General features: G+C 52.5%; 21 protein-coding genes. All 21 read left to right on the forward strand.

Translation table 11 applies throughout. The features are described 5' to 3' along the window. The first annotated feature begins 5 nt into the window (after positions 1–5). Complete coding sequence (bshA, locus tag V4U84_RS09920; protein ID WP_334071554.1) at positions 6–1166, forward strand: N-acetyl-alpha-D-glucosaminyl L-malate synthase BshA; 1161 nt, start codon at positions 6–8, stop codon at positions 1164–1166. Positions 1167–1224: 58 nt separating this feature from the next. Continuing rightward, positions 1225–2553 carry a CCA tRNA nucleotidyltransferase gene (locus V4U84_RS09925; protein WP_334077127.1) on the forward strand — a complete coding sequence of 443 codons (1329 nt, stop codon included), beginning with the start codon at positions 1225–1227 and terminating at the stop codon, positions 2551–2553. Continuing rightward, positions 2540–3511 carry a biotin--[acetyl-CoA-carboxylase] ligase gene (locus V4U84_RS09930; protein WP_334077128.1) on the forward strand — a complete coding sequence of 324 codons (972 nt, stop codon included), beginning with the start codon at positions 2540–2542 and terminating at the stop codon, positions 3509–3511. The genes V4U84_RS09925 and V4U84_RS09930 overlap by 14 nt, the downstream gene beginning before the upstream one ends. A gap of 275 nt (positions 3512–3786) precedes the next feature. Continuing rightward, a complete protein-coding gene (panB, locus tag V4U84_RS09935; RefSeq protein ID WP_334077129.1) occupies positions 3787–4656 on the forward strand; it encodes a 3-methyl-2-oxobutanoate hydroxymethyltransferase in 870 nt (289 codons plus the stop codon). Then, positions 4653–5567 (forward strand): pantoate--beta-alanine ligase, encoded by a 915-nt coding sequence (gene panC / locus V4U84_RS09940; protein ID WP_334071550.1) that lies wholly within the window; start codon positions 4653–4655, stop codon positions 5565–5567. The genes panB and panC overlap by 4 nt, the downstream gene beginning before the upstream one ends. Next, entirely contained in the window at positions 5560–5943 is a 384-nt protein-coding gene (panD, locus tag V4U84_RS09945) for an aspartate 1-decarboxylase (RefSeq protein WP_334071549.1), read from the forward strand. The genes panC and panD overlap by 8 nt, the downstream gene beginning before the upstream one ends. A gap of 109 nt (positions 5944–6052) precedes the next feature. Further along, positions 6053–6685, forward strand: coding sequence for a tetratricopeptide repeat protein (locus tag V4U84_RS09950; RefSeq protein WP_334071548.1), 633 nt, complete (start codon positions 6053–6055; stop codon positions 6683–6685). A 180-nt stretch (positions 6686–6865) separates the two neighbouring features. Next, entirely contained in the window at positions 6866–9724 is a 2859-nt protein-coding gene (gene dinG / locus V4U84_RS09955; RefSeq protein ID WP_334071547.1) for an ATP-dependent DNA helicase DinG, read from the forward strand. Positions 9725–9759: 35 nt separating this feature from the next. Continuing rightward, on the forward strand, positions 9760–10422 hold the full coding sequence (locus V4U84_RS09960) for a redox-sensing transcriptional repressor Rex (protein ID WP_334071546.1): 663 nt from the start codon (positions 9760–9762) through the stop codon (positions 10420–10422). After that, positions 10400–11698 carry an amidohydrolase gene (locus tag V4U84_RS09965; RefSeq protein WP_334071545.1) on the forward strand — a complete coding sequence of 433 codons (1299 nt, stop codon included), beginning with the start codon at positions 10400–10402 and terminating at the stop codon, positions 11696–11698. Before V4U84_RS09960 ends, V4U84_RS09965 begins: the two co-directional genes overlap by 23 nt. A gap of 51 nt (positions 11699–11749) precedes the next feature. Further along, complete coding sequence (locus V4U84_RS09970; protein ID WP_334071544.1) at positions 11750–12235, forward strand: cell wall elongation regulator TseB-like domain-containing protein; 486 nt, start codon at positions 11750–11752, stop codon at positions 12233–12235. A 191-nt stretch (positions 12236–12426) separates the two neighbouring features. Next, a complete protein-coding gene (locus tag V4U84_RS09975; protein ID WP_334071543.1) occupies positions 12427–12960 on the forward strand; it encodes a hypothetical protein in 534 nt (177 codons plus the stop codon). After that, positions 12953–14455 (forward strand): AAA family ATPase, encoded by a 1503-nt coding sequence (locus V4U84_RS09980; RefSeq protein ID WP_334077130.1) that lies wholly within the window; start codon positions 12953–12955, stop codon positions 14453–14455. The genes V4U84_RS09975 and V4U84_RS09980 overlap by 8 nt, the downstream gene beginning before the upstream one ends. A 137-nt stretch (positions 14456–14592) precedes the next feature. Then, a complete protein-coding gene (locus V4U84_RS09985) occupies positions 14593–15465 on the forward strand; it encodes a 3-hydroxyacyl-CoA dehydrogenase family protein (protein WP_148451947.1) in 873 nt (290 codons plus the stop codon). Continuing rightward, the gene (locus tag V4U84_RS09990; protein ID WP_334077131.1) at positions 15462–16667 is read left to right on the forward strand and encodes an acetate/propionate family kinase; all 1206 of its coding nucleotides are present in this window, start codon (positions 15462–15464) and stop codon (positions 16665–16667) included. Before V4U84_RS09985 ends, V4U84_RS09990 begins: the two co-directional genes overlap by 4 nt. Before the next feature lie 53 nt (positions 16668–16720). Continuing rightward, the gene (gene asnS / locus V4U84_RS09995; protein ID WP_334071540.1) at positions 16721–18016 is read left to right on the forward strand and encodes an asparagine--tRNA ligase; all 1296 of its coding nucleotides are present in this window, start codon (positions 16721–16723) and stop codon (positions 18014–18016) included. A 21-nt stretch (positions 18017–18037) separates the two neighbouring features. Continuing rightward, on the forward strand, positions 18038–18724 hold the full coding sequence (locus tag V4U84_RS10000; RefSeq protein ID WP_334071539.1) for a DnaD domain-containing protein: 687 nt from the start codon (positions 18038–18040) through the stop codon (positions 18722–18724). 209 nt (positions 18725–18933) lie between these two features. Further along, positions 18934–19524 (forward strand): TetR/AcrR family transcriptional regulator, encoded by a 591-nt coding sequence (locus tag V4U84_RS10005; RefSeq protein ID WP_334071538.1) that lies wholly within the window; start codon positions 18934–18936, stop codon positions 19522–19524. A 34-nt stretch (positions 19525–19558) separates the two neighbouring features. Continuing rightward, positions 19559–20881, forward strand: coding sequence for an HlyD family secretion protein (locus V4U84_RS10010; RefSeq protein WP_334071537.1), 1323 nt, complete (start codon positions 19559–19561; stop codon positions 20879–20881). Beyond that, positions 20878–22125: an ABC transporter permease gene (locus V4U84_RS10015; protein ID WP_334071536.1), complete on the forward strand. Its 1248-nt coding sequence runs from the start codon at positions 20878–20880 to the stop codon at positions 22123–22125. The genes V4U84_RS10010 and V4U84_RS10015 overlap by 4 nt, the downstream gene beginning before the upstream one ends. Before the next feature lie 48 nt (positions 22126–22173). Continuing rightward, positions 22174–23445, forward strand: a complete 1272-nt coding sequence (locus V4U84_RS10020) for a TolC family protein (RefSeq protein ID WP_334071535.1) — start codon at positions 22174–22176, stop codon at positions 23443–23445. Positions 23446–23495 lie beyond the last annotated feature (50 nt).

Here is a 23495-nt window from a genome sequence, read left to right on the forward strand (position 1 = left end):
GCCAGATGGATTCATTTTTGAAAATCGGAATTACCTGCTACCCTTCGTTGGGAGGTTCGGGGGTTGTTGCAACCGAGCTGGGGAAGCTGCTTGCGGAAAAAGGCCATGAGGTCCATTTCATCTCCCACAGTGTACCTTTCCGGCTTGGCAGTTTCCATAAGAACATCAAATACCACGAGGTAGACGTTAGCGATTATTATGTGTTTCGTTATCCTCCTTATGACCTGTCGCTGGCGACAAAAATGGCACAAGTGGCCAAGTCGCAAAATCTCGACGTGCTGCATGTCCATTATGCGGTTCCGCATGCGGTGTGCGCTTTTTTGGCCAAACAGATGGTCGGCGACAAATTGAAAGTCGTCACCACGCTGCACGGTACCGATATAACGGTTTTGGCCCAGGACGAATCGCTGAAGGATTTAATCCGTCTCGCCATTAACGAGAGCGATGCCGTGACGAGCGTATCCCGCGATTTGATGCGCGAAACCCGGGAAGTCCTGGATATTACCCGCGATATCGACCTGACCTACAATTTTGTGGATGAACGGGTGTATCATCCGCGGGTGTGCTGTGATTGCCGGAAGGACTTCGCCGATCCGGGGGAAAAGGTGCTGATGCATATTTCCAATTTCAGACCGGTCAAACGGGTAAGCGATGTCGTTGATGTATTCGAAATGGTCAATCGGAAGGTGCCTTCCCGGCTGCTCTTTGTCGGCGAAGGGCCGGATCTGCCGAAGATTCAATGGAAGATTAAGGAAATGGGACTGGAAGACCGCGTTCATTTCCTTGGGAAACAGGATGATATCGCCCAGGTTATCTCCATGGCGGACGTGTTGCTGCTGCCCTCGGAAAAAGAGAGCTTCGGCCTTGTAGCGCTGGAAGCGATGGCCTGCGGCGTTCCGACCGTCGGTTCGATCGCCGGCGGCATTCCGGAACTCGTGGCCCATGGGGAGACCGGGTTTTTGGCGCCGATCGGCGACACCCGCCTGATGGCGGAATACTGCGTTTCCCTATTAACGGACCCCGAGCTCTCGGGCAGGGTGCGTGAAGCCTGCTTGCAGCGGGCTAAAACGGAGTTCAGCAGCGAAATCATTACGGCGGCGTATGAAGCGATTTATTATCGGGTGTTGAACCGAGAGCTGCCCCGCTTAAAACCGGCCTGCGGATAAGCGAGGAAAACCCCGAGACGGAAATCGTGATCTCCGCCGTATGGAGGATGTGCAAAACATGAGTTTTTGGAGAATGGTCCCCCCCCTGATGCGTCATCAGGGGGAATACGTGCTTAAACGGCTGCAGGAACATGGGCATCAAGCCTACTTTGTCGGCGGATGCGTTCGCGACGAAATCATGGGCCGACCGGTGCACGACATGGATATAGCCACCTCGGCCAGACCGGAAGAGGTGCTCGCGTTGTTCGAGCGCACCGTGCCGACAGGGCTTCAGCACGGTACGGTCACCGTTTTGGCCGAGCAGGAAGCCTTTGAAGTGACAACCTTCCGCAAGGAAGCCGACTACGAGGATCATCGCCACCCGACCCGGGTGGAGTTCGTGGACGGGCTGTTGGAGGATTTGCGCCGGCGGGACTTCACGATGAATGCGATCGCCGCGGATGCGGGCGGAAATCTGACCGACCCGTTCGGCGGAAGGCGGGACATTGAGGCCGGAGTCCTCCGCTGCGTCGGAGACGCCGGCGAAAGGTTCGATGAGGATGCGCTGCGCATGATGCGGGCGATCCGGTTCGCTTCCGTCTTCGGGTTTCGCCCGGTCAAAAGCCTGTGGTCCGCCTTGAAGTCGAGCCGTTCCAAAATTTCGTTTATCGCCATCGAACGGATTCGGGCGGAATTCGAAAAGATGCTGCTTGGGCCCGACCCGCTGCGCGGGCTGGTACTGCTGCAGCTAAGCGATCTTCTCCCCTACATAAAAGCACCGGTGCCTCCCGCCGCGCTCCGGCCGCTTGCCGGGGATAATGCTCTGGCGGCGATGAAGGCGCTCGCCGCGGTGCCGCCGGAAGAGTCCCCCGAACTTAGGTACACCTTGCTGTTGCAAGGGATTGGCGTCGGAGGTGAAGAGGCGGCCGAGCTGATGAAGCGGTGGACGTTTCCGAACGCCATTGCCCGGCGGACCGCGGATCTCATCTTGTTCGATGAGCTTTGGAAGAGCCGCAGGGAGGAAGCAGGCGGGAGCCGCCAGCTCAGGGAGCATTGGGTTGCTCTCCAGCTTCGCTTCGGCAAGCACATGGCGGCGTTATGGCTGAAGCGGGAGCGCAGACTCTTGGCCGTGCGGTTTGCCGAAGCACCGGAGAAGCTGCAGGCGGAGCTGGACCTTATGAATGAACGAGAAGCCCGGTGGCATGAGGAGATCCCGATACACACACTCAAGGAACTGGCGATCCGCGGCGAGGATGTGATCCGGGCTACCGGAAGGAAGGGCGGACCGTGGCTTGGGAGGTTGATGGACCGGCTTTTGTTTATGGTCGCCTCGGGGGAACTTCCCAATGCGCGGGAAATTTTGCTGGAGCAAGCGAAAGTTGTGGTGAATGAAGATGGAGCATCATAAATTGTTGGACATGTTCCGGCAAAACGAAGGAAAATACTTGTCCGGGGAAGAGATCAGCAAACGGCTGTCGATCAGCCGGACGGCAGTGTGGAAACAAATAAATAAGCTGCGCGAGGAAGGCTTTGAGTTTGAAGCCGTCTCCCGTAAGGGTTACCGTTTGGTCCACTCACCGGATAAGCTCGACCCGCAAAGGGTGCTGCAGGAGCTGCGGACCCGTTCTTTCGGCCGCCATCTGAAGCTGGTGGAGGTCACCACTTCTACCCAGGAGGAGGTGCGGCTTTTGGCGGAACAGGGGGCGCCTTCGGGCGCTCTCGTTGTTGCCGAGGAGCAGACGGGAGGGCGTGGCCGGCAGGGCCGTAAATGGTTCTCTCCGCCGCGCAAAGGCGTATGGATGAGCCTGCTTCTGCGGCCGGAGCGCCCGCTTTCCTTTGCTCCCCAACTGACGCTGCTTATCGCGGTGGCGGTCTGCCGGGCGATCCGGAAAACAAGCGGCGTCGATGCGGGCATTAAATGGCCAAACGACCTGCTGGTACAAGGCAAAAAAGTGTGCGGAATTCTTGTGGAATCCGTCAGCGAGGATGAACGGATCCGATATTGTATCGCGGGAATCGGTATCGACGTGAATGTGGAAGCCCGAGAATTGCCAGCCGACTTGCAGCCGGTGGCGACATCGCTGAAAATCGAAAGCGGACAAACCCAGGATCGCGCCGCCTTGATCGCGGCCGTGATGAATGAACTGGAGGAGCTTTACTTCCTTTATGAGCAGGAAGGATTTACGCCGATTCGGCATCTGTGGGAGGCGTTGTCCGTTACACTCGGAAAACGGGTGACGGTACAGACGCCCCAAGGGGAAATGTCGGGCGTGGCCGATGCTTTGGACGAGTCCGGGGCACTGGTTCTCTTGGATGAGAATGGGGAGCCATACACGCTTTTTTCCGGGGAAGTCCAACTTGCCTGATGAAAAATCTAACGCATTTTGTTATACTGTCCTCATGAGGCGATATCGAAGTTTCGAATTGCACTCATGAGGGCACAATACAGCTGTTTAAGAATTAGGGTTTCACAAATGACGTTGGATTCTGCTCTGAGCCGAAGAGGACCGAGACAGAAAGAACGAGCGCTAGTAACTCTTCTTTGGATTTCGGACCTTTTTAGTGCGTAAACTAAAAGGTTTTTTTGTCGTGCCATCCTTAGTGATGATGCGAAGGGAAACCGGAGGAGATGGGGAAAACCATGGCAGTAAAGCAAGCTCTAAACATTGTGAAGATGAAAAAAATGAAGCAGGAAGGTCAGCCGATTACGATGATCACCGCTTACGATTACCCTTCGGCCAAACTGGCTGAGGAGGCGGGGATCGATGTGCTGCTGGTCGGGGATTCGCTCGGAAACGTCGTGCTCGGCCACAATTCCACCATTCCCGTGACGACAGAGGATATCGTCTACCACACCCGGGCGGTCGCCCGCGGGGCACAGCACACGTTTATCGTGGCGGACCTGCCTTTTATGACATATCACGGCAGCATCGATGAGACGCTGCGAACGGTGCGGCGCATCATGCAGGAGGGACATGCGCACGCCGTCAAAATGGAGGGCGGGGCCGAGATCGCGGATACGGTCCGCACCATCGTGCAAGCCGGAGTGCCCGTACTGGGGCATATTGGACTGACGCCGCAGTCCGTCAATCAGATCGGCGGGTACCGCGTCCAGGGGAAGGACGAGCGGGATGCCAAACGCTTGCTGGCCGATGCCAAGGCGCTGGAGGAAGCCGGCGTATTCGGCATTGTGTTGGAGCTCGTGACGGAAGAAGTCGCCGGGGCGATCACGTCGGAAATCGGCGTTCCCACCATCGGAATCGGAGCCGGACGAGACGTGGACGGCCAGGTGCTCGTCTTCCACGATCTGCTGAAGTATGACCCCGATTACCGCGAGAAACGCTTTGTCAAAACGTACGCGGATATCGGCGCAAGGATTCGAGAAGGGATCGCCGCTTATGTAAGTGAAGTGAAGCACCGCGCTTTTCCGGCGGAGCAACATGTGTTTGCCGCGGAAGAAGGCGTGCTTGACAATTTGTACGGTCCAGGAAAGGCGGGGATCCGGGGATGAAGGTATTTCGAAAAATCGGCGAGCTTGCCCATTTTCTGGGCGAAGAGCGTTTTAACGCGGCGGTCCGGCAAGGAAAAAAAATTAAAACCGGCTTCGTGCCGACGATGGGCTACCTGCATGAAGGGCATGCCAGCCTGCTTCGGCGGGCACGCGGGGAAAATGATCTGGTCGTGCTGAGCATCTTCGTCAATCCGATCCAGTTTGGACCGAACGAAGATTTTGAACGTTATCCCCGCAAGGAGGAACAGGATTTGGCTTTGGCTGAACGCGAGGGAGTGGACGCGGTATTTTTGCCCACGGTGGAGGAAATGTACCCTAAGCCTACCCGCACGAAAATCAAGGTGGAGGGGTTGACCGACTCGCTGTGCGGCGCCTCCCGGCCCGGCCATTTCGACGGAGTAACCACGGTGGTGGGGAAATTGCTGCATATCGTCCGGCCGGACCAAGCTTATTTCGGCCAGAAAGACGCCCAACAGGCGGCCGTTGTAGCGCAGATGGTTGAGGACTTGAATTTCCCCGTCCGCATCGTGCCGTGCCCGATTATCCGGGAGAGCGACGGTTTGGCGCTGAGCTCCCGGAACGTATACTTGAGCCCGGAAGAGCGCCAGGCGGCACTGGTCCTTTCCGGAAGCCTGCTAAAGCTTCAGACGGAAGTGGAAGCGGGGGTGGAAATAACCGCCGGGCAGGCCAGGAAGGCGGTCATCCAAGCGATTGAGGCCGAGCCGCTGGCTGTTATCGACTATGTGGAGGTTGTCCGTTTTCCGTCATTGGAGCCGCTTGACGGCGGGACCGTGCTTGGCGAGACCGCGGAGCAAGAGGGTGTCCTTGTCGCCCTGGCGGTCAAATTTGGCAAAACCCGCTTGATCGACAACGTGATTTTGATGAATAAGGGGGAGCAGTTCCATGTTTAGAACGATGATGAAGTCGAAGATTCACCGGGCCACGGTGACGGAGGCCAACCTGAATTATGTGGGCAGCATAACGATTGATGAGGATCTGATGGAATCGGCGGATCTGCTGGAGAACGAAAAGGTGCAGATCGTCAACAACAATAACGGCGCCCGTCTGGAAACCTATGTTATCCCGGGGCCGCGCGGCAGCGGGGTCATCTGCCTGAACGGCGCTGCGGCCCGGCTGGTTCAACCCGGTGATCAGGTGATCATCATTTCTTATGCGATGCTGTCCGCCGAGGAAGTGCGGAGCCATAAGCCAACCGTCGTGTTTGTCGACTCGGGCAACCGGCCCGTCGAGAAAGCGACTCAGGAACTGCATGCCACGGTGCGATAAGGCTCTTCAAGCCGCAAGCAATTAATCCCTTCGGGAATGAAATGTCCGCCTTCAACAAAAAATGAACGTAAGGCTCGCACTGACTTCATTTTGTTAGGGGTGAATGGTGATGATGTTTCAGCACATGTTTGCGGAAATGAATGAGATGTTGGATGAGGTTATTCAGTTCTATCCAATAGCCCATGGCACCCAGAAACAGGATTTGGCAAAGAAATGGCATTTGCTTCAGCAGATGAGCGATGGAATTATCGAAGAGTGGCTGAGCTTTGAAGAGAAGATGGGCTTGTTGCGCCAGAGTTCTGCAGGCCCCCAAGGCGATTTTGCCGCTAAGCTGCCCGAAATGGATTGCGATGCGTTTGTCAAAGGACAGGGGTATTACAAACTGATGATGTTTCCGCAGGCGCTTACCCACTTTAAACAGGCATTGGAACAGTTTCCGGAAAGCCCCTCGGCGCGAACGTATTTGGCAATGTGCCATCTGCATATGGAGGAAACCGATGAGGCGATTCCGCACTTTTGGCGGGTGCTGGAAGGGACGGAGAATAAACGGCTAAGGTCGATTATTTACAACGCCCTGGGCTGCATCGAGGCGCAAAGAGGCGGCCGCGCCAAGGCCAAGGAGTATTTTACCCTGGCGCACTATCATGATCCTTCGTTGGCCGAGCCGCTTTCGAACTTGGAAGCCTGCATGCGAAGCACCGGAAAGCTGAAGTACGGGAATGAACTGACCTCCCTCCTTTAAAATGAACTTATCTTGATTTAGCGTAATTTGATGTACTCGGAAGAAACGGTGTGTCCCGGGATCGCGGGAGACATCGTTTTTTTCTGGAAGGAGGCCTCCCGTCCGCTTCACGCAATTTTCAAATCGGATCACTTCTGTTATGCTGTAAAAGAGACTGGAACGAAAGGGACTTAGGAATCAATGAAATATGCCGTACTCGATTTTGAAACGACAGGAAACCAGTCCTCTGATGAAATTATTCAAGTAGGGCTTGCCATTATAGATGAAGAACAGAATATTTCCCAAGTGTATCGTTCCTTTGTCAAACCGGGAATCCCGATTCCGCCGTTTATTACGAACCTGACGGGAATTACGGAAGAGGATGTCAAGGATGCGCCGGAACTGGATGAAGTGATGGTGGACCTGGTTCCGCTCTTGAACGATGCCGTACTCGTCGGCCATAACGTAGCCTTTGATTTCAATTATTTGCAGAGCGCGCTCGATAAGACAGGGTATTTGCCCTTTACCGGGCGGATTCTCGATACGATGGATTTCTTGAAAATCTTCTTTCCTTCGCTGACAACCTATCAACTGGGGATGGTCGCTGTCGAGTTCGGCGTAGAGCATGAACGCCCCCATCAGGCCGACAGCGACGCTTTGGCCACAGCACTGATCTTCCTGAAGTGTCTGGAGGAGCTGGAAGGGCTGCCGCTTCTGGTGGTTCAGCGTTTGGCCGACCTGTTCGCCGGCGAGGATAGCGACCTCGGCTGGTTCTTCGACGCCATGCTTCAGGAGAGAGAGCGGGAAGGAGAGCCGAGCCCGGACGGTTTTGTGTATTACCGCCAGTTTGCGCTCCAGGTTGAGGACTGGATGGATATCGAGCCGGCCAGGAATGGCCTTTCCGACAATCCGCTCAAGGACGTCTCGTTCGAGCAGTTTATGGATCAGGTGCGGGAGCGTCTCAAGACGATATTGCCGGAATACGAGGAGCGCGAAGCGCAGAATATGATGCTGTCCGAAGTCGGCAAAGCGTTTGCCGAGGACAAGCACTTGTTGATCGAAGCGGGGACCGGAACGGGAAAATCGCTCGGATATCTTTTGCCGGCCATCTATCATAGTGTCAAACAGGACGATAAGGTGATGGTCAGCACGCATACGATCAATTTGCAGGAGCAGCTTAGGGAAAGGGATGTCCCCTTGCTTACTGATGCGGTTCCGTTTCCGTTTCGGGCCGCCGTATTCAAAGGGCGGCAGCACTATTTGTGTTTGCGCAAATTTGAACATAAAATTAATAGAAGAGACTTTGCCTCACCTAAGGAAGAGGTAATCACCGCCGCCCAGATGATTGTGTGGCTGGCGCACACGGAAACGGGCGACGACGAGGAATTGAACCTCGGAAACCGCGGCGGGGACTTCTGGGAGACGGTGGCGAGCGAGTCCGATTCCTGCCTCGGCCGCTCTTGTCCTTGGTTCCGCAAGTGCTACTACCACAGAGCGAAGCATGAAGCCGGCGTAGCGGACGTGGTCATCACCAATCATTCCAAGCTGTTTACCGATATTCAGGCCGGACACCAGCTGCTGCCCGGGTACGAGCGCCTGGTGATCGATGAGGCCCATCATTTGGAGGAAGTCGCCGGGAAACACCTAGGGCTCCAAATGAAATATTTCACCGTTGTCCATACGCTCACCCGGCTGTTCAAGGACAGCAAGACAGGCCAATTTCCGAATCTGCGCGTGATGCTGGATCAGTCGGGGAGCGAAAAATCGGCCGAGTGGTGCTCCGTCATCGACGGGCTGTATCCGACACTGGTCGATGTGAAGGAAATCTGGGATCGGCTGGCGGACCAGATGTTCGGCTTAATGCCGGAACGCAGCGACGCGGCGCCCGGGGATCCGGGGCAATTTGTGCTGCGCCTGCTGCCCCAGAAGAAACCGAAGCAGTGGGAGGCCCTGTCTGCGCTGGAGAACCAGATCTATACCGCTCTGGGCGACGTGATCCGCAAAGGGGAAAGGCTGATCGGCGAGTTAAAAGACGATGAGCACGACTACGGCTATGACAGCCTGATCACCGATATCGGCGGGCTGCTGAAAGATCTCGCCACCGAGCGGGAAGCGCTTCGCTTTTTTATCAAGCTTGAAGACTTAAGCACGGTCTACTGGATCGAGAGCAATGGCAATTACCGCAGCAAATCGCTGCAAATCTTTGCGGTGCCGATCGATGTGAGCACCCAATTGAAGGAATTTTTCTTCAACAAGAAGAAAAGTGTAGTGATGACTTCGGCGACCCTCTCGGTCGACAAGTCCTTCCAGTACATGATCGATCAATTGGGGCTGACCGAAGCGGCGGAGCAGGAGCGGCTCAACACCTCTATGCTTCCGTCCCCGTTTAATTACCGGGAACAGGCCTTACTTGTCATTCCGCGGGATTTCCCGAGCGTGAAAGGCAGTGTCGGAGACGACCATTTTGTCTCTACGCTCGTTCGGTCCTTGGCCGATACGGCGATCGCCACCCACGGGAGAATGCTGGTCCTGTTCACGTCATACCGGATGCTGCGGCAGGTGTATGATCCGCTGAAGGAGCTGCTTGCCGGACAGGGGATCACCGTAATCGGGCAGGGGATGGACAGCGGAAGCCGAACGAAGCTGACCCGCCGGTTTCAAGGACAGCAAGCCTCAGTTCTGCTTGGCACGAGCAGTTTCTGGGAAGGCGTTGACATTCCCGGCGAGGCCTTGACGAGCCTGGCAATCGTTCGCCTGCCGTTCCAGCCTCCGAACCATCCGCTGGTGGAGGCGAAAAGCGAGAGGCTGCAGCAAGAGAAGAAGAACCCGTTCATGAAACTGTCCGTTCCCCAAGCCGTTATCCGCTTTAAACAGGGTTTCGGCAGACTGGTCCGGTCCTCGCAGGACCGCGGGATCGTGGTGGTTTATGATACTCGGATCTTGGAATCCTATTACGGTAAATACTTCTTGTATTCTTTGCCCGGACCGAAAATGGAGCATATGCCGTTGGAGCAGATGGTGCCTCGAATTTCGGAATGGTTAAACGCCGGGGAATCGTAAGTGTTCCTCAAATCGTGTAAGTAGGGGGAAATTTGATGAAATCGGAAAAAATTTCGGATGCAGTGGTTCGCCGCCTGCCGGTGTACCTGCGCTTTCTCAATGAACTCAGCCGCCGGGAGGTGCCTACGGTCTCTTCGCAGGAACTTGGGCAGAAGCTGGATTTGAATCCGGCGCAAATCCGTAAAGACCTGGCTTACTTCGGAGATTTCGGGCGCAAGGGAATCGGCTACGACGTAACGTATCTGATCGAGAAAATTCGCCAAATTCTGAACCTGGATCAGCAAATTAATGTAGCTTTGATCGGGGCCGGTAATCTTGGCCACGCGTTGTCCAATTATAACGCGTATGTGAAAGATAATATGAAAATTGTAGCGGTCTTTGACGCATCCCCCCACAAAATCGGGACGCAGATCAACCATATTACGATTCAGCCGATCGAGGAGCTGGTGGATACGGTGCGGAGCAGCAACATCCGCATCGGGATCATCACCGTACCCGATGTGGAAGCGCAGCGGGTTGCCGATCAATTGGTGGCTGCGGGAATCGGAGCGATTTTGAATTTTGCGCCAACCATCCTTAAGGTGCCTTCGGAAGTGCGCGTGCATGCGGCGGATTTCACAACCGATTTGATGAGTTTGGCTTATTATCTGGATGGCGGAAAGGAACATACGGAACATGACGCGAAAATGGCTGATTAAAGACGGTACCTTCGCGGTGCCGGATCAGAAAACCCCGATCATCCGGGGCTATATGCTGGTCGAAGGAGACCGGATCACATACGTCGGAACGGAGCGCCCGCAAGGCGTGGAAGGGGCCGAAACGTTTGACGGCAAGGGGCTGTTGTTTCTCCCCGGGTTGATCAATACGCATGGTCATGCGGCGATGTCGCTCTTGCGCGGCTATGGAGACGACATGGTGCTTCAGGAGTGGCTGCAGGAGAAAATGTGGCCGATGGAAGCGAAGTTTACCGGCGAGGATGTATATTGGGGAACGGCCTTGTCCGTGCTGGAGATGCTAAAGGGCGGAACGACCACCTTTTTGGATATGTACGACCATATGGAACAGGTAGCTTCCGTCGTGGATCAATCGGGAATCCGCGCCGTATTGACTCGCGGCGTAATCGGGCTCTGTCCTCCTGAGGTGCAGCAAAGCAAGCTGAACGAAGCGGTGAGCTTTGCGCGCGATTGGCACGGCAAGGCGGACGGACGAATCACCACCATGATTTCGCCGCACTCTCCATATACTTGCCCTCCGGATTACATTGAGAAAATTGTACAGGCGGCACATGAGCTGGATTTGCCGATGCACACGCACATGTCGGAGACGAGAGCCGAGGTGGAGCAAAATGTAGCCGATTACGGCGTCCGCCCGGTTCAGCACCTGCTGAATCTCGGGATGTTCAATCGGCCGACGCTGCTGGCCCACGCCGTCCATCTGACGGACGAGGAGATCGGCGTTTTGGCGGAGCACCGGGTAACGGTATCCCACAACCCGGGGAGCAACCTGAAGCTGGCCAGCGGCGTAGCCCGCGTGCCCGAGTTGCTCAGGGCGGGCGTTACCGTATCGCTGGGAACGGATGGACCCGCCAGCAACAATAACCTCGACATGTTTGAGGAGATTCGCCTGGCGGCGCTGATTCATAAAGGCGTGTCGGGAGACCCGACGGCGGTCCCGGCGGGAGAGGCGCTTCGCATGGGTACGGAATACGGGGCGAAGGCGCTGTTCCTTGAGGATACGGGCCGGCTCGCCGCCGGTATGAAGGCGGATTTTATCGCCCTGAATACGGAACAGGCGCATTTTCTGCCCCGCACGGACTATATTTCCCATATCGTATATTCGGCGGGACCGAAAGATGTGGAGCATGTTTGGGTAAACGGCAAGCAAGTGGTTAAGCATGGCGCTTGCCTGACGCTTGATGAGGAAAAAGTACGTTTTGAAGCCCAAGCTGCGTTCGAGCGCCTTCTCGGCCGATAAGACGATCTACTGTATGTTGAAACTACGCCGATCGGGGAAAGGAAGAGAAGGTTGAGGAACAGAACCAAGTGGATCCTGCTCTCCCTTCTGATGTTGGGGCTCGTCCTCATCGGGCTTCACCGCTTCTATCTTTTTGTACAGCAGGATCTACGGCAGGGGGAGAAGCAAGCGATTCAGCGGGCGATGCGAGAAACCGGACTGACCGAGGCCGATGAGGTCTGGAAATCCGTCTGGGACCAAGTGTGCTGGGTCGTTCAGGGGAAGGATGAAAGCGGCCGGGAAGTCATGGTCTGGCTGCCGGAAAAGGGGAATCCGGAAGTAAAGCCCCTTTCCGAAGGCGTATCGGAGAGTCAAATTCGCAAGATCATTAAAGACAAATTTCCGGGGATAACCCCTGTCCGGTTGATGCCGGGGATATACAACAACCAGTATGTCTGGCAGCTCTTTTACAAAGAGAAAGCCCATCATTTTTACCGGTTTTTCCGATTCAGCGATGGAGAGCCGTTGGAGGAAGTATTTACTTTACCCAACCGGTAAGATCAACTTCAGAACAAAAAGCAGCCCATTGGGCTGCTTTTTTCGTAAAAATTTAAAATAATTTCACAACTTGATTCGAAATCGTATATACGATGTGATATACTCATCTTTGTAAGTTTAATTTGCGTATTTGTCTACCATTTTCTGATATACTTATCATTATATTTTTCTACAGCAAGGAGGACCTCAACGTGAAATTGCGTGTTGGACCGATTGTGGCAAGTGTGGCCGTATCCGCACTGTTGTTGTTCGGAGGATGGTTTGCGTATAGACAATGGGCGGTTGAGAGCCCGTTTGAGCATAAAATCAATTCTATGGAAGGCGTAAAAAGTGTACAAACAGATATTACCCCAAAACAGGTGGAGTTGAAACTTGATTTGGAGCCCGGAACGAATTTGGGCAGCCTCGTTGAGCAAATTGAGCGGGAAGGCGGCAAATGGATCGGCAGCCGCGAAGTAAAAGTGGTCGTGGAAGACAAAGCCTCAGAGAAGCTGAACGAATTGTGGGACAAGGCCTTGTTCCCGATCGCTCAAGCTATGGAAAAGAAAGAGTACACCGATATCACGACTACGTTGGATGAACTGCAAAAGCAGACCGAAGGCGTTTCGGCCAAAGCGGAAATGGACGATAAGAACGTGTATATTACGTTAACCGATGAGAAGGCGAGCAAGTTTGTTATTTTGCCTCGCGTACCGCAAAGTATGGGGGTGTGGCCTAATGCGTAAGTGGATGATTGAAGTTGCGGCCGGATTTGTCCCGGTTTTCCTCATCTTTCTCGCTTTTATCGGCTATAATGTGATTCCGCTGCTCGTCGGTCTCGTCATGGTGGGCGCACTGCTTACGGCCGTTAAAATGCGCGGCGGGATCGTCGCGACGGCTTCCCAGGAGCGCAAGCGGAAGAAAGTGGCGTCGCCCGGGCTTACGTTTGAAGAGATCGGCGGTCAAGACAGCGCCAAACAGGAACTCCGGGAAGCCCTCGACTTTATGGTGCGTCATGAAGAGATCAAAAAGTTCGGGATTCGCCCGCTGAAAGGGATTTTGCTGACCGGGCCTCCGGGAACAGGCAAAACGCTGATGGCGAAAGCGGCCGCCCAGTACACGAACGCCGTGTTTGTCGCGGCATCGGGCAGCGAATTTGTGGAGATGTACGTAGGCGTCGGGGCCAGCCGGATTCGCGATTTGTTCAAGGACGCCCGCACACGCGCGGCGAAGGAGAACAAAGAGAATGCTGTCATTTTTATCGATGAGATCGATGTGATCGGCGGCAAACGGGAAGGCGGCCAACAGCGCGAGTATGACCAGACGCTGAACCAGCTGCTGACTGAAATGGACGGCATCTATACGTCCGATACGCCGAGGGTCTTGCTGATCGCGGCCACGAACCGCAAAGAGATGCTGGACAGCGCGCTGCTGCGCCCGGGCCGTTTTGACCGGCATATCCAGGTTGATCTGCCGGACAAGAAGGGCCGCCGTCATATTTTGGAGATTCATGCGAAGAATAAGCCGCTGGATGCGGAAGTGAATTTGGACAAGGTGGCCGAGGAATCCTACGGCTTCTCCGGCGCCCAACTGGAGAGCGTGATGAACGAAGCGGCGATTTACGCGATGCGCGATCAATTGGAGGAAATTAAACAAAGTCATCTATCGATGGCGATCGACAAGGTCATGATGGGCGAAAAAACAGACCGTCAATCGACCGAAGAAGAGAAGCGGCGCGTGGCCGTGCATGAGCTTGGCCATGCGGTTGCCGCCGAGGTCGTCGCTCCGGGGAGCGTCAACCAGGTTGCGCTTAGCCCGCGCGGCAGAGCGCTGGGATATGTGCGCCACAATCCGCAGGAGGAAAAATACCTGTACACCAAGCATTATATTGAAGGGCAGATTATCATCGCCTTGGCGGGAGCTGCCGCGGAGGAAATTTACTACGGAGGGCGCAGCACCGGTTCCAGCAACGACTTCGAACAGGCGTTGAACCTGGTGCAGACGATGATGACTTCGGGCTTGACCTCGCTGGGCATCGTGAATATGGACATGGTAACCAAAGAGGTGTTGATGCAAGAAAACTCCAAGATTCTGGACGAGCTTGCGGCCCGGTCCAAACAGATTTTGATCGACCATTCGGCCGTATTCGACCGTTCTCTGGAAATTTTGCTTAAAGAAGAGCGCCTTTCCGGCGATCAATTCCGTTGTCAATTTCGTGACAGCTTGACTTTACCGGCATGATTTATCATGCCGGTTATTTTTTTTTACTTTTTGCTCGTGCTAAGATATTATTATATGTTGGGTATAAAATGATGTATTATTCGACATCAGGGGTACAATATTATGGAGAGACCATGAAAGGATGGAGCGAGAGGACCATGAACTTCAAAAGAATAGGTGTCATTGGTGGCGGCACGATGGGCCAAGGCATCAGCGAAATGCTGGCGGCCAAAGGACTCGACGTGCTACTCGTGGAAGAGACGACGGAGAAATTAAACCATGCGTACAGCATGATCGAAACAAGCTTGGACAAACAGCTCGAGAAATGGGCGATTACCAAGGCGGAGAAGAAGCTGATCTTATCCAAAATTCATAAAGTGACGCATTTTGCCGAACTCGGTACCTGCGATATGGTGATCGAGACCATTTCGGAGGATTTGAATGCCAAGCGCGAGGTCTTCAAACAGCTCGACCAAGTATGTCCGAGCAATATTATTCTGGCCAGCAACACATCGACGCTCAGCTTGACGGAGATCGCGGGGTCGACGATGTATCCGGAGCGCGTGATCGGCATGCACTTTATTTATCCAGTAGCCAAAATCAATCTCGTGGAAATTATCCGCGGCTTGAAAACTTCGGACTCCACGTTTGAAGAAACGAAGCGGTTTGTGGAGGAAGTTGTCGATAAGCGCGGAATTATGGTATACGAATCCCCGGGCTTCGTCACTTCCCGGATCATCTGTCTGATGATCAACGAGGCGCTCCATGTGCTTGGCGAAGGCGTGGCCACCGCCGAGGATATCGATGACTCGATGCGTATCGGATACCAGTTCCAATACGGTCCGCTTGAAATGGCCGACCGCTTCGGGCTCGATTCCGTGCTTGCCGCTTTGGAGCGGATGTTCCGCGAATTCGGAGAGCTGAAATACCGCCCTTCCTTTGTACTGAAAAAAATGGTTCGCGCGGGCTCACTCGGTGTGAAGACGGGCGAAGGCTTTTTCAAATACGACAAGGATGGTGACCGGATATGAAAATTCTAGTTATTAACGCGGGAAGCTCCTCGTTGAAATACCAACTGTACGATATGACGGACGAATCCGTCATGGCCAAGGGGCTTGTGGAACGGATCGGAATGGATTCCTCCATTCTGACGCATAAACCGACGGGGAAGGAAGAAGTAACCGAGGTCAGCGATATTCTCGAGCATACGACAGCAATCCGCAAGGTGTTGGATAAATTGACCGATAAGGTGCATGGCGTATTGGAGTCGATCGATGAAATCGATGCCGTCGGCCATCGCGTCGTGCATGGCGGCGAAGCGTTCAAGAGCTCCGCGCTGATCACCGGTGAAGTGAAATCGGAGATCCGCCGGTTGTTCGACCTGGCTCCGCTGCATAATCCGGCCAGTATGATGGGGATTTCGGCCGCTGAAGCCAACCTGCCGAATGTACCGCACACGGTCGTGTTCGATACGGCTTTCCACCAAACGATGCCCGAGAAAGCCTATCTTTATGCGATTCCGAAAGTGCTTTACAAGAAACATAAAGTGCGTCGGTACGGTTTTCACGGGACGTCGCATGCTTATGTAAGCAAAGCTGCTGCCGAGTTTTTGAATCGTCCGATTGAAGACTTGAAGATCATTACCTGCCACATCGGTAACGGCGCGAGCTTGACAGCCGTCATGGGCGGTATTTCCGTGGATACGTCTATGGGGATGACTCCGCTGGAAGGTCTGATTATGGGTACGCGCAGCGGTGACCTGGATCCGGCGGTTGTTCCTTTTGTCATGAATAAAGAAGAACTGACGATCAATGAAGTGAATTCCATGCTCAATAAACATAGCGGCTTGCTGGCGATTTCCGGCGCAAGCAGCGATATGCGCGATATCACCGACGGTATGGCGGAGGGCGAACCGAACGCGACGCTGGCTTTTGAAATGTACGAATACCGTCTGCGCAAATACATCGGTTCGTACGCGGCGGCTATGAACGGTGTCGATGTCATCATCTTCACGGCCGGCGTCGGCGAGAACTCCGCGATTGTCCGGGAGAAGGTTTGTGAGAACCTGACCTATCTCGGTGTGGAAATCGACAAGGAATTGAACCAGGTTCGTTCGGGCGATCCGCGCCGGATTTCGACGCCAAACTCCAAAGTCGAAGTCCTTGTCGTTCCGACAAACGAAGAGCTCGTAATCGCCCGCGATACGTTGCGTATCGTGAATGAAATGAAGTAATCTGGGATAGAGCGTATTTTTTATATCAGGTGACGTTAGAGGAGAGGTTAAACATGGCGATCAAAACAGTGATCCGTCAGGTGAAAGAGCATGTCGGTGAAACCGTCGTAATCGGGAGCTGGCTGAACAACAAACGTTCGAGCGGGAAAATCCAGTTTCTGCAGCTCCGGGACGGCACCGGCTATATTCAAGCGGTTGTCGTAAAGAGTGAGGTGTCGGAGGAAACCTGGAACAACGCGAAGAGCTTGACCCAGGAGTCCTCGATGTATGTGACCGGCGTGATCCGCGAGGAGCCGCGCAGTCAATCCGGGTATGAAATGACGGTTACGGATCTGGAAATCATCCATTTGACCGAAGACTACCCGATTACCCCGAAGGAGCATGGCGTAGACTTCCTGATGGATCATCGTCATCTCTGGCTGCGTTCGACGAAACAGCGCGCCATTATGGTGATCCGTGCGGAAATTATCCGCGCGGTGCAGGAGTTTTTTGACAAGAACGGGTTTACGCTGGTGGATCCGCCAATTTTGACCCCGACCAGTGCGGAAGGAACGACAAACTTATTCCATACGAAATATTTCGACGAAGACGCCTATTTGACGCAGAGCGGCCAGCTGTATATGGAAGCAGCCGCGATGGCGCTGGGGAAGGTTTATTCCTTCGGCCCGACCTTCCGGGCGGAGAAATCGAAAACGCGCCGACATCTCATCGAGTTCTGGATGATTGAGCCGGAGATGGCGTTTACGGATCATGAGGAGAGCTTGAAAGTTCAAGAGCAATTCATCTCCCATGTCGTGCAATCGGTTCTGGCGAACTGCCGGGCCGAGCTCGAAGCGGTAGGACGGGATATTTCGAAGCTGGAGAAGATCCAGGCTCCTTTCCCGCGCATTACGTATGATGAAGCGATTGAATATTTGCACACCCAGGGCTTTGATATTCCTTGGGGCGAAGACTTCGGGGCGCCGCACGAAACGGCGATCGCCGAGCGTTACGACAAACCGGTCTTCATTACGCACTATCCTGCAGGAATTAAAGCGTTCTATATGAAACCGGACCCGAATCGCCCGGAAGTGGTGCTGTGCGCCGATATGATCGCTCCGGAAGGTTATGGCGAAATCATCGGCGGCTCGCAGCGGATCGATGATCCAGAGCTGATGGAAGCACGCTTCAAGGAGCACAATCTTTCGCAGGAAACCTATCAATGGTATCTCGATTTAAGAAAATACGGTTCTGTTCCTCATTCCGGCTTCGGATTGGGGCTGGAGCGGACGGTAGCCTGGATTTGCGGACTGGATCATGTTCGGGAGACGATTCCGTTCCCTCGTATGCTGTACCGCCTGTATCCATAGGAAAGGTGAGAACTTGCAGGGATGACCGATAGCTGGAAAATATGGGCCAAAGGAATTTCGTTCGGCCTGGAATCGGGGACGGTGAATATTCCGCTCGCGCTGCTCGCGCATTACCGGGATCTCCGCTTGACCGACAGAGAGGTCATGCTGCTTCTTCAGCTGCTCGCCTTTAAACAGGAACGCAACGATTTTCCGACCCTGGATCAATTGGAACGGCGGATGGGAACCGCTCCGGATGAGTTGTCCCAGATGATCCGCAGGTTGTTGAAGGACGGATGGCTCAGCATCGATGATGAGGAAGAGACCTCGACCGGCATCCGCTCGGAATATTACAATCTCGCCGGTATGTACGAGAAGCTGGGTATGCATCTGGCTCAGCTGCGAGCTGCCGCCGCGAAACGGCAAGCCGAAGAACGAAATCTACCGGAGGCCGCTAGAGAGGAGCAGGAGCGAAATCTCTTTGTCATTTTTGAGAAAGAATTCGCCCGTCCCTTGTCTCCGATGGAATGCGAGACCATTTCCGGTTGGATGGATCAGGATGGCTACGCGGAGGAATTGATTCTGCTGGCTTTGAAGGAAGCGGTGTTTGCCGGAAAAGTCCATTTCCGGTATATCGACCGCATCCTGTTGGAGTGGAGCCGAAACCGCGTAAAAACGGCGGCGGATGCAAAGGCGTATGCGCAGCGCTTCCGGACGGGCGGACGGTAATAAATAGAATTTTCATGATATATAACCTTATTCTGGGAAGACCGGAATAAGGTTTTTTTATGCCAGATTTAAGAAGTAAAAAATGAAATAAAAAAAATTGCGCTGAGGAATTGTCATCCAATTGAGGAAGTGGTATTATAGTCATTGACTAAATGACCATAATTACAAGTTGGTCAATCGGTACAATTTTTCGTGGGGGGGAGTATTTCTTGGCGGAAGCAGTGAATCGTCGCGACTGGGTAGTGGAGGCGGCAGAACGGTCCTTTTCACTATTCGGGTATAAAGCAACGACCATGGACCAGGTAGCCAAAATTGCGAATGTGGCCAAAGGAACCATCTACACTTTTTTCTCAAATAAAGAAGAACTCTTTGATGAAATTCTCGGTTCGATTATTGCGGAAATGAAGCTCATTGTTGACCGAACAATAAGGGAGGATAGACCTTTTTTCGAGAATTTGTACCAAATTATGGATGCTCTATTGGAATACAGAAGCAAGCATGAACTTCTGGCCAAATTGTTTCAGGAGGTTCGCAGTTTCGGGACGCAGCAAGCTAAAGAAGGATTGGATAAAGTGGAGAGTGCGATATTAAGCTACTTGGAGAAGCAAATCTTGATTGCCGGCCAAAATGGTGAAATCCAATCTTTTGATCCAAAGATCATCTCTTTTGTGATGCTAAAGCTTTATATTGCATTAACCGTAGATTGGAATCAAAATAATGAGCCCTTGACTAAAGAGCAAATTAAAGAGTTTATCAGAGTTTTCTTGGCGGGCGGGCTTTCGGTAAGAAATCAGGAATAAAGAGAAATTTCATAGGGATATGGGGAGAACGGAAATGGGAAAATTTAATTTTTCATGGATTGCCAAGATTTCAATTTATGTAGTTATCTGTGCGCTGATCGCGACCGGCATTTGGATTGTCAGTTCGAATCAAATTACATTGGGCAGTGAACAGGTTAATCGTCCGACCGCTTTTGTTGCAGCCGATCAATCCAGTGTTAGTTTCAAAGTCGGAGGACGGATCAAGCAGATTTTGGTGGAAGAAGGGGACGAGGTTAAGAAGGGAGATGTTCTTGCTTACATCGAAAGTCAGGAGGTTAATGCCAAGGTTGCCCAAGCCACAGCGGCCGTGGCCGTAACCGAGGGGCAAATTGGTCAGGCGCAAGCTTCCATCAATGCAGCCAAGACCAAAAAACAACAAGGGAAAGGTGCGGTTTCGCTCACCTCAGAAACAATTAATAAGCAAATCGAGCAAGCCGAGGCCGTCGTTGCGGCGGCTCAAGCCAAGGTGGATGCGCTAAAAGCGGGAGCTCGGCCGCAAGAAATCAATCAGGCTCAAATCCAGGCGGACGCCACAAACAAAGCTTTGGAAGTGGCGAAAGATACTTTGAGCCGTACAGAAGAGCTTTTTGCCCAAGGATTGGTTAGTCAGGCTGATTTGGATAAAGCCAAAGTAGCAAATGTACAGGCGGAAGCTTCTTATAACGCTGCCGCCGAACAGCTTGCATTGGCCAAGGAAGGCGCGCGTACGGAAGAAATCAAGGCCGCCGAGGCAGCACTTCATCAAGCGCAGGCCGCTTTAGGTTTGGCGAAGGCGAACAAGGCTCAGGTGGCCATCAAAGAGCAGGATGTCGATGCGGCGGATGCGATGGTTCAACAAGCTGAAGCGGCGCTACATACGGCACAGTCGGGCAAACAGCAAGCATCCGCCGCTTTGTCCGAAGCGAAAACTTATCTGAGCTACACTAAATTGTTTGCCCCGGCGGACGGGTATATCGTATCTCAATCCGCACAATTGGGCGAAATTGTGGGCTCGGGTTTTCCGGTATTTACGCTGCAGGAAACCAAGAGCATCAAAACCGCTAAATTTTATTTGCCGGAAACGGACATGGCGGGCCTCGAAAAAGGAAACATCGTAAATATCAAGTTGGTGTCAAGCGGTAAAATGATTAAAGGGAAAGTGGTTTCCGTTGCTCAAGCGGCCACATTCGCTTCGCAGAAGGCAACCCAGAATACGGGTGACTTCGATATTCGTTCTTTTGGTGTCAAGGTGCAGTTGATGGATTTGCCTTCAAGCGTCCCGGTCGGTATGACATTAGAATGGTACGGCAAGGAAAACGGAACGTCCCAAGGAGAAAAAGCAGGTGAGGTCAAGTGAACAACATTACAGTAGGAAGCGCCCTGCAGGATGAATGGAAAAAAATCCTGCGAGACCGGGTCATTTTTGTAATCCTGCTTATAGGGCCGATTTTTTATACGTTTTTCTTTGCATCGCTATATAATCAGCGCGCCGTAACGGAAATTCCTACCATCGTTTATGATGAAGATCACAGTGAATTAAGCCAGGAAATCATCCAGGCGATGGATGCGCATCAATCGATTAAAATCGTCGGTGAAGTTTATTCGAATAAGGAAGTAAGAGAAGCCATCGACAATGGTGAGGCTAGAGCTGCCATCGTTATCCCTTATGATTTGGAAGCCAAATTGAAGCATGGAACGGTGACGCCGGTCATTACCTTTGTCGACGGGACGAACTTGATGATTACAAACTCCGTGATTAAAGGGGCCAATGAAGTCATCGCTACTTACAGTTTTGGAGCATCCTCGAAAAAATTGCAGCAGCAGGGGCTTCAGGATGAGCAGATCAGCACGACTTTATCAAACATTCCATTTAGCGCCCGGACGCTATACAATCCAACTTTTGATTATGAGGATTTTCTGGTGATCGGGATGGCGGCCACGACGTTGCAGCAGGTGATATTTATGGCCGTAGGGATGTCCGTGGCTAGAGAAAAAGAAGATCAAACTTGGGACAGATTTGCCGCATGGAAAAGAAGTCCTTGGAAAATAGCTTTTGTAAAAATGTTTCCTTACTTTATAGTAAGTGTGCTAAATGTCTTTGTAGTATTGTCCATCCTTACATCGGTATTTAAGTTGTCATTCCATGGCTCGGTATGGTCTATCCTGCTGGCGGGAGTCGTGTTCTCTTTCACGGTGAGTTCCATTGGCTATTTTCTCAGCCTGGTCGCTCCAAACAAAATTGTGGCCCTGCAGATTTCGATGCTGGTCGCCCTCCCGTCGTTTTCTTTATCGGGTCATTCATGGCCATTGGAAGCCATGCCTAAATTCCTGTCATTCATAGCGCATGGATTGCCGTTAACTTATTTTCTCGATTCATTGCGGACGGTTATGTTAAAGGGATTGCCAACTCATCACATTTTGAACAATTGTGTCGCCACTGCTGTAATCGGATTAATCACCTTGTTGTCGGCACTGCTTTATTCCCGGTTTATCTCCTTTCGTAAACTGGATGAAGGACAACAAATGGACATGGTTGACCATGTAGTTCCAGTTACAACACAGTCATTCAGTGCTGCGCAATCCACAACCACCTCTGTTTAGGGATGAAGTTCAGGAAGAGTCCGAATTTAGTTGAGAGGAAGCCTTGTTATGAAAAAAGGGATTTTTGCAATTGCAGCATTGCTGCTATTTCTCGGAAATGGACCGGTTTCAGCGGATAATAATCCGTTAACCGATTTGAAAAAGGTAGACCGTTTGGATTTGGAGTCCGCTATCAAAATGGCCGTCGACAACTCTTACAATTTGTCTCTACTGCAGTTGAAATTCAATGCCTTGGATAATAAGCAGGATGATTTGAAGGCCCAAAAAGAAGATCTGCCGGATGCTGGCTCCGTGCCTTCCTACAGGCTGCCGACGAGCCCAGGCGATATCGTGGGCGATCCCAAATACGGTATTCCCAATACGACTAAACCAGAGCAATTGGTTTGGTTAGGCCCTACGATTGAGGCGAACACGGTCATCAATAAAATGTTGGACGGGATGGGGGATATCGTTGAGGGAATGAACAAATTAATACGCTCTCAGCGAAATCAATTGGAAATTGCGATCGAGCAAATGGATACCAACAAAAAGACAACATTGGTGGAGTCGGATAAAGCTAAAGAGGCTACGAAACTGCAAATGACCTCGGAGTATGTGACATTGTTGTCGAAGAAGGAACAGATCGATACAACCAAGGAGTATATCGAATTGCTTGAGAATGATGTAGTGAGGGCTCAAAGCCTGGAAAGCCTGGGGGGCGGATCCAAAGAAAACATCGTGAAGGCAAAACGGGCTGTTCGCGAGCAAAAGGAACAGTTGGAAATTTTGGAAAGAGCCTATCAAGTCGATTTGGTGCAACTCAGTTTTGATTTGGGAATCGAATACAAACCGGACTTGGTTCTCGAAGAGGTCAGCCTAACGGAACCCCAGCCTGTCGAACGGAAGGATAGAAACCAGATTCTGGCTAAATCTTATGATATTAAAATAAAATACAACGATATTGAGCAAGCGAGATGGGAAGAGGTTCATACGAATACTTCGGGTGAGGACGGGAAGGATTACTTGGATATAAGTACCCGGATTAAGGAGATGCAAGGAGAACAGCTGTTAGTAGAGCAAGCCAAGAAAATCGATCAAGTCTATAACGAAGCGGAAACCGCGTATCTTCAGGTGTTGACAGCGACCGAACAGAGCCAGGATGCTCTGGAGGATTACAACAACAATTATATCCGGTTTGAAAAAGGATTTATCTCCGCTTTCGATATGAACAAACTGAAGTTTACTCTTACGCAGTCTCAGGCAAAAGAGAAGTTGGCTAAGCTGAAGTACTTTGCCCTGACTCAAAAGGTAACATCCATGGAAAATGGTCTGATCATCTAGAGTGTTATCGAGGCGGGCTTTCCGGAATTGCTATTTTTACATGAAGCAAA

This window comes from Paenibacillus sanfengchensis (genome assembly GCF_036864765.1).
Lineage (GTDB): Bacteria > Bacillota > Bacilli > Paenibacillales > Paenibacillaceae > Fontibacillus > Fontibacillus sanfengchensis.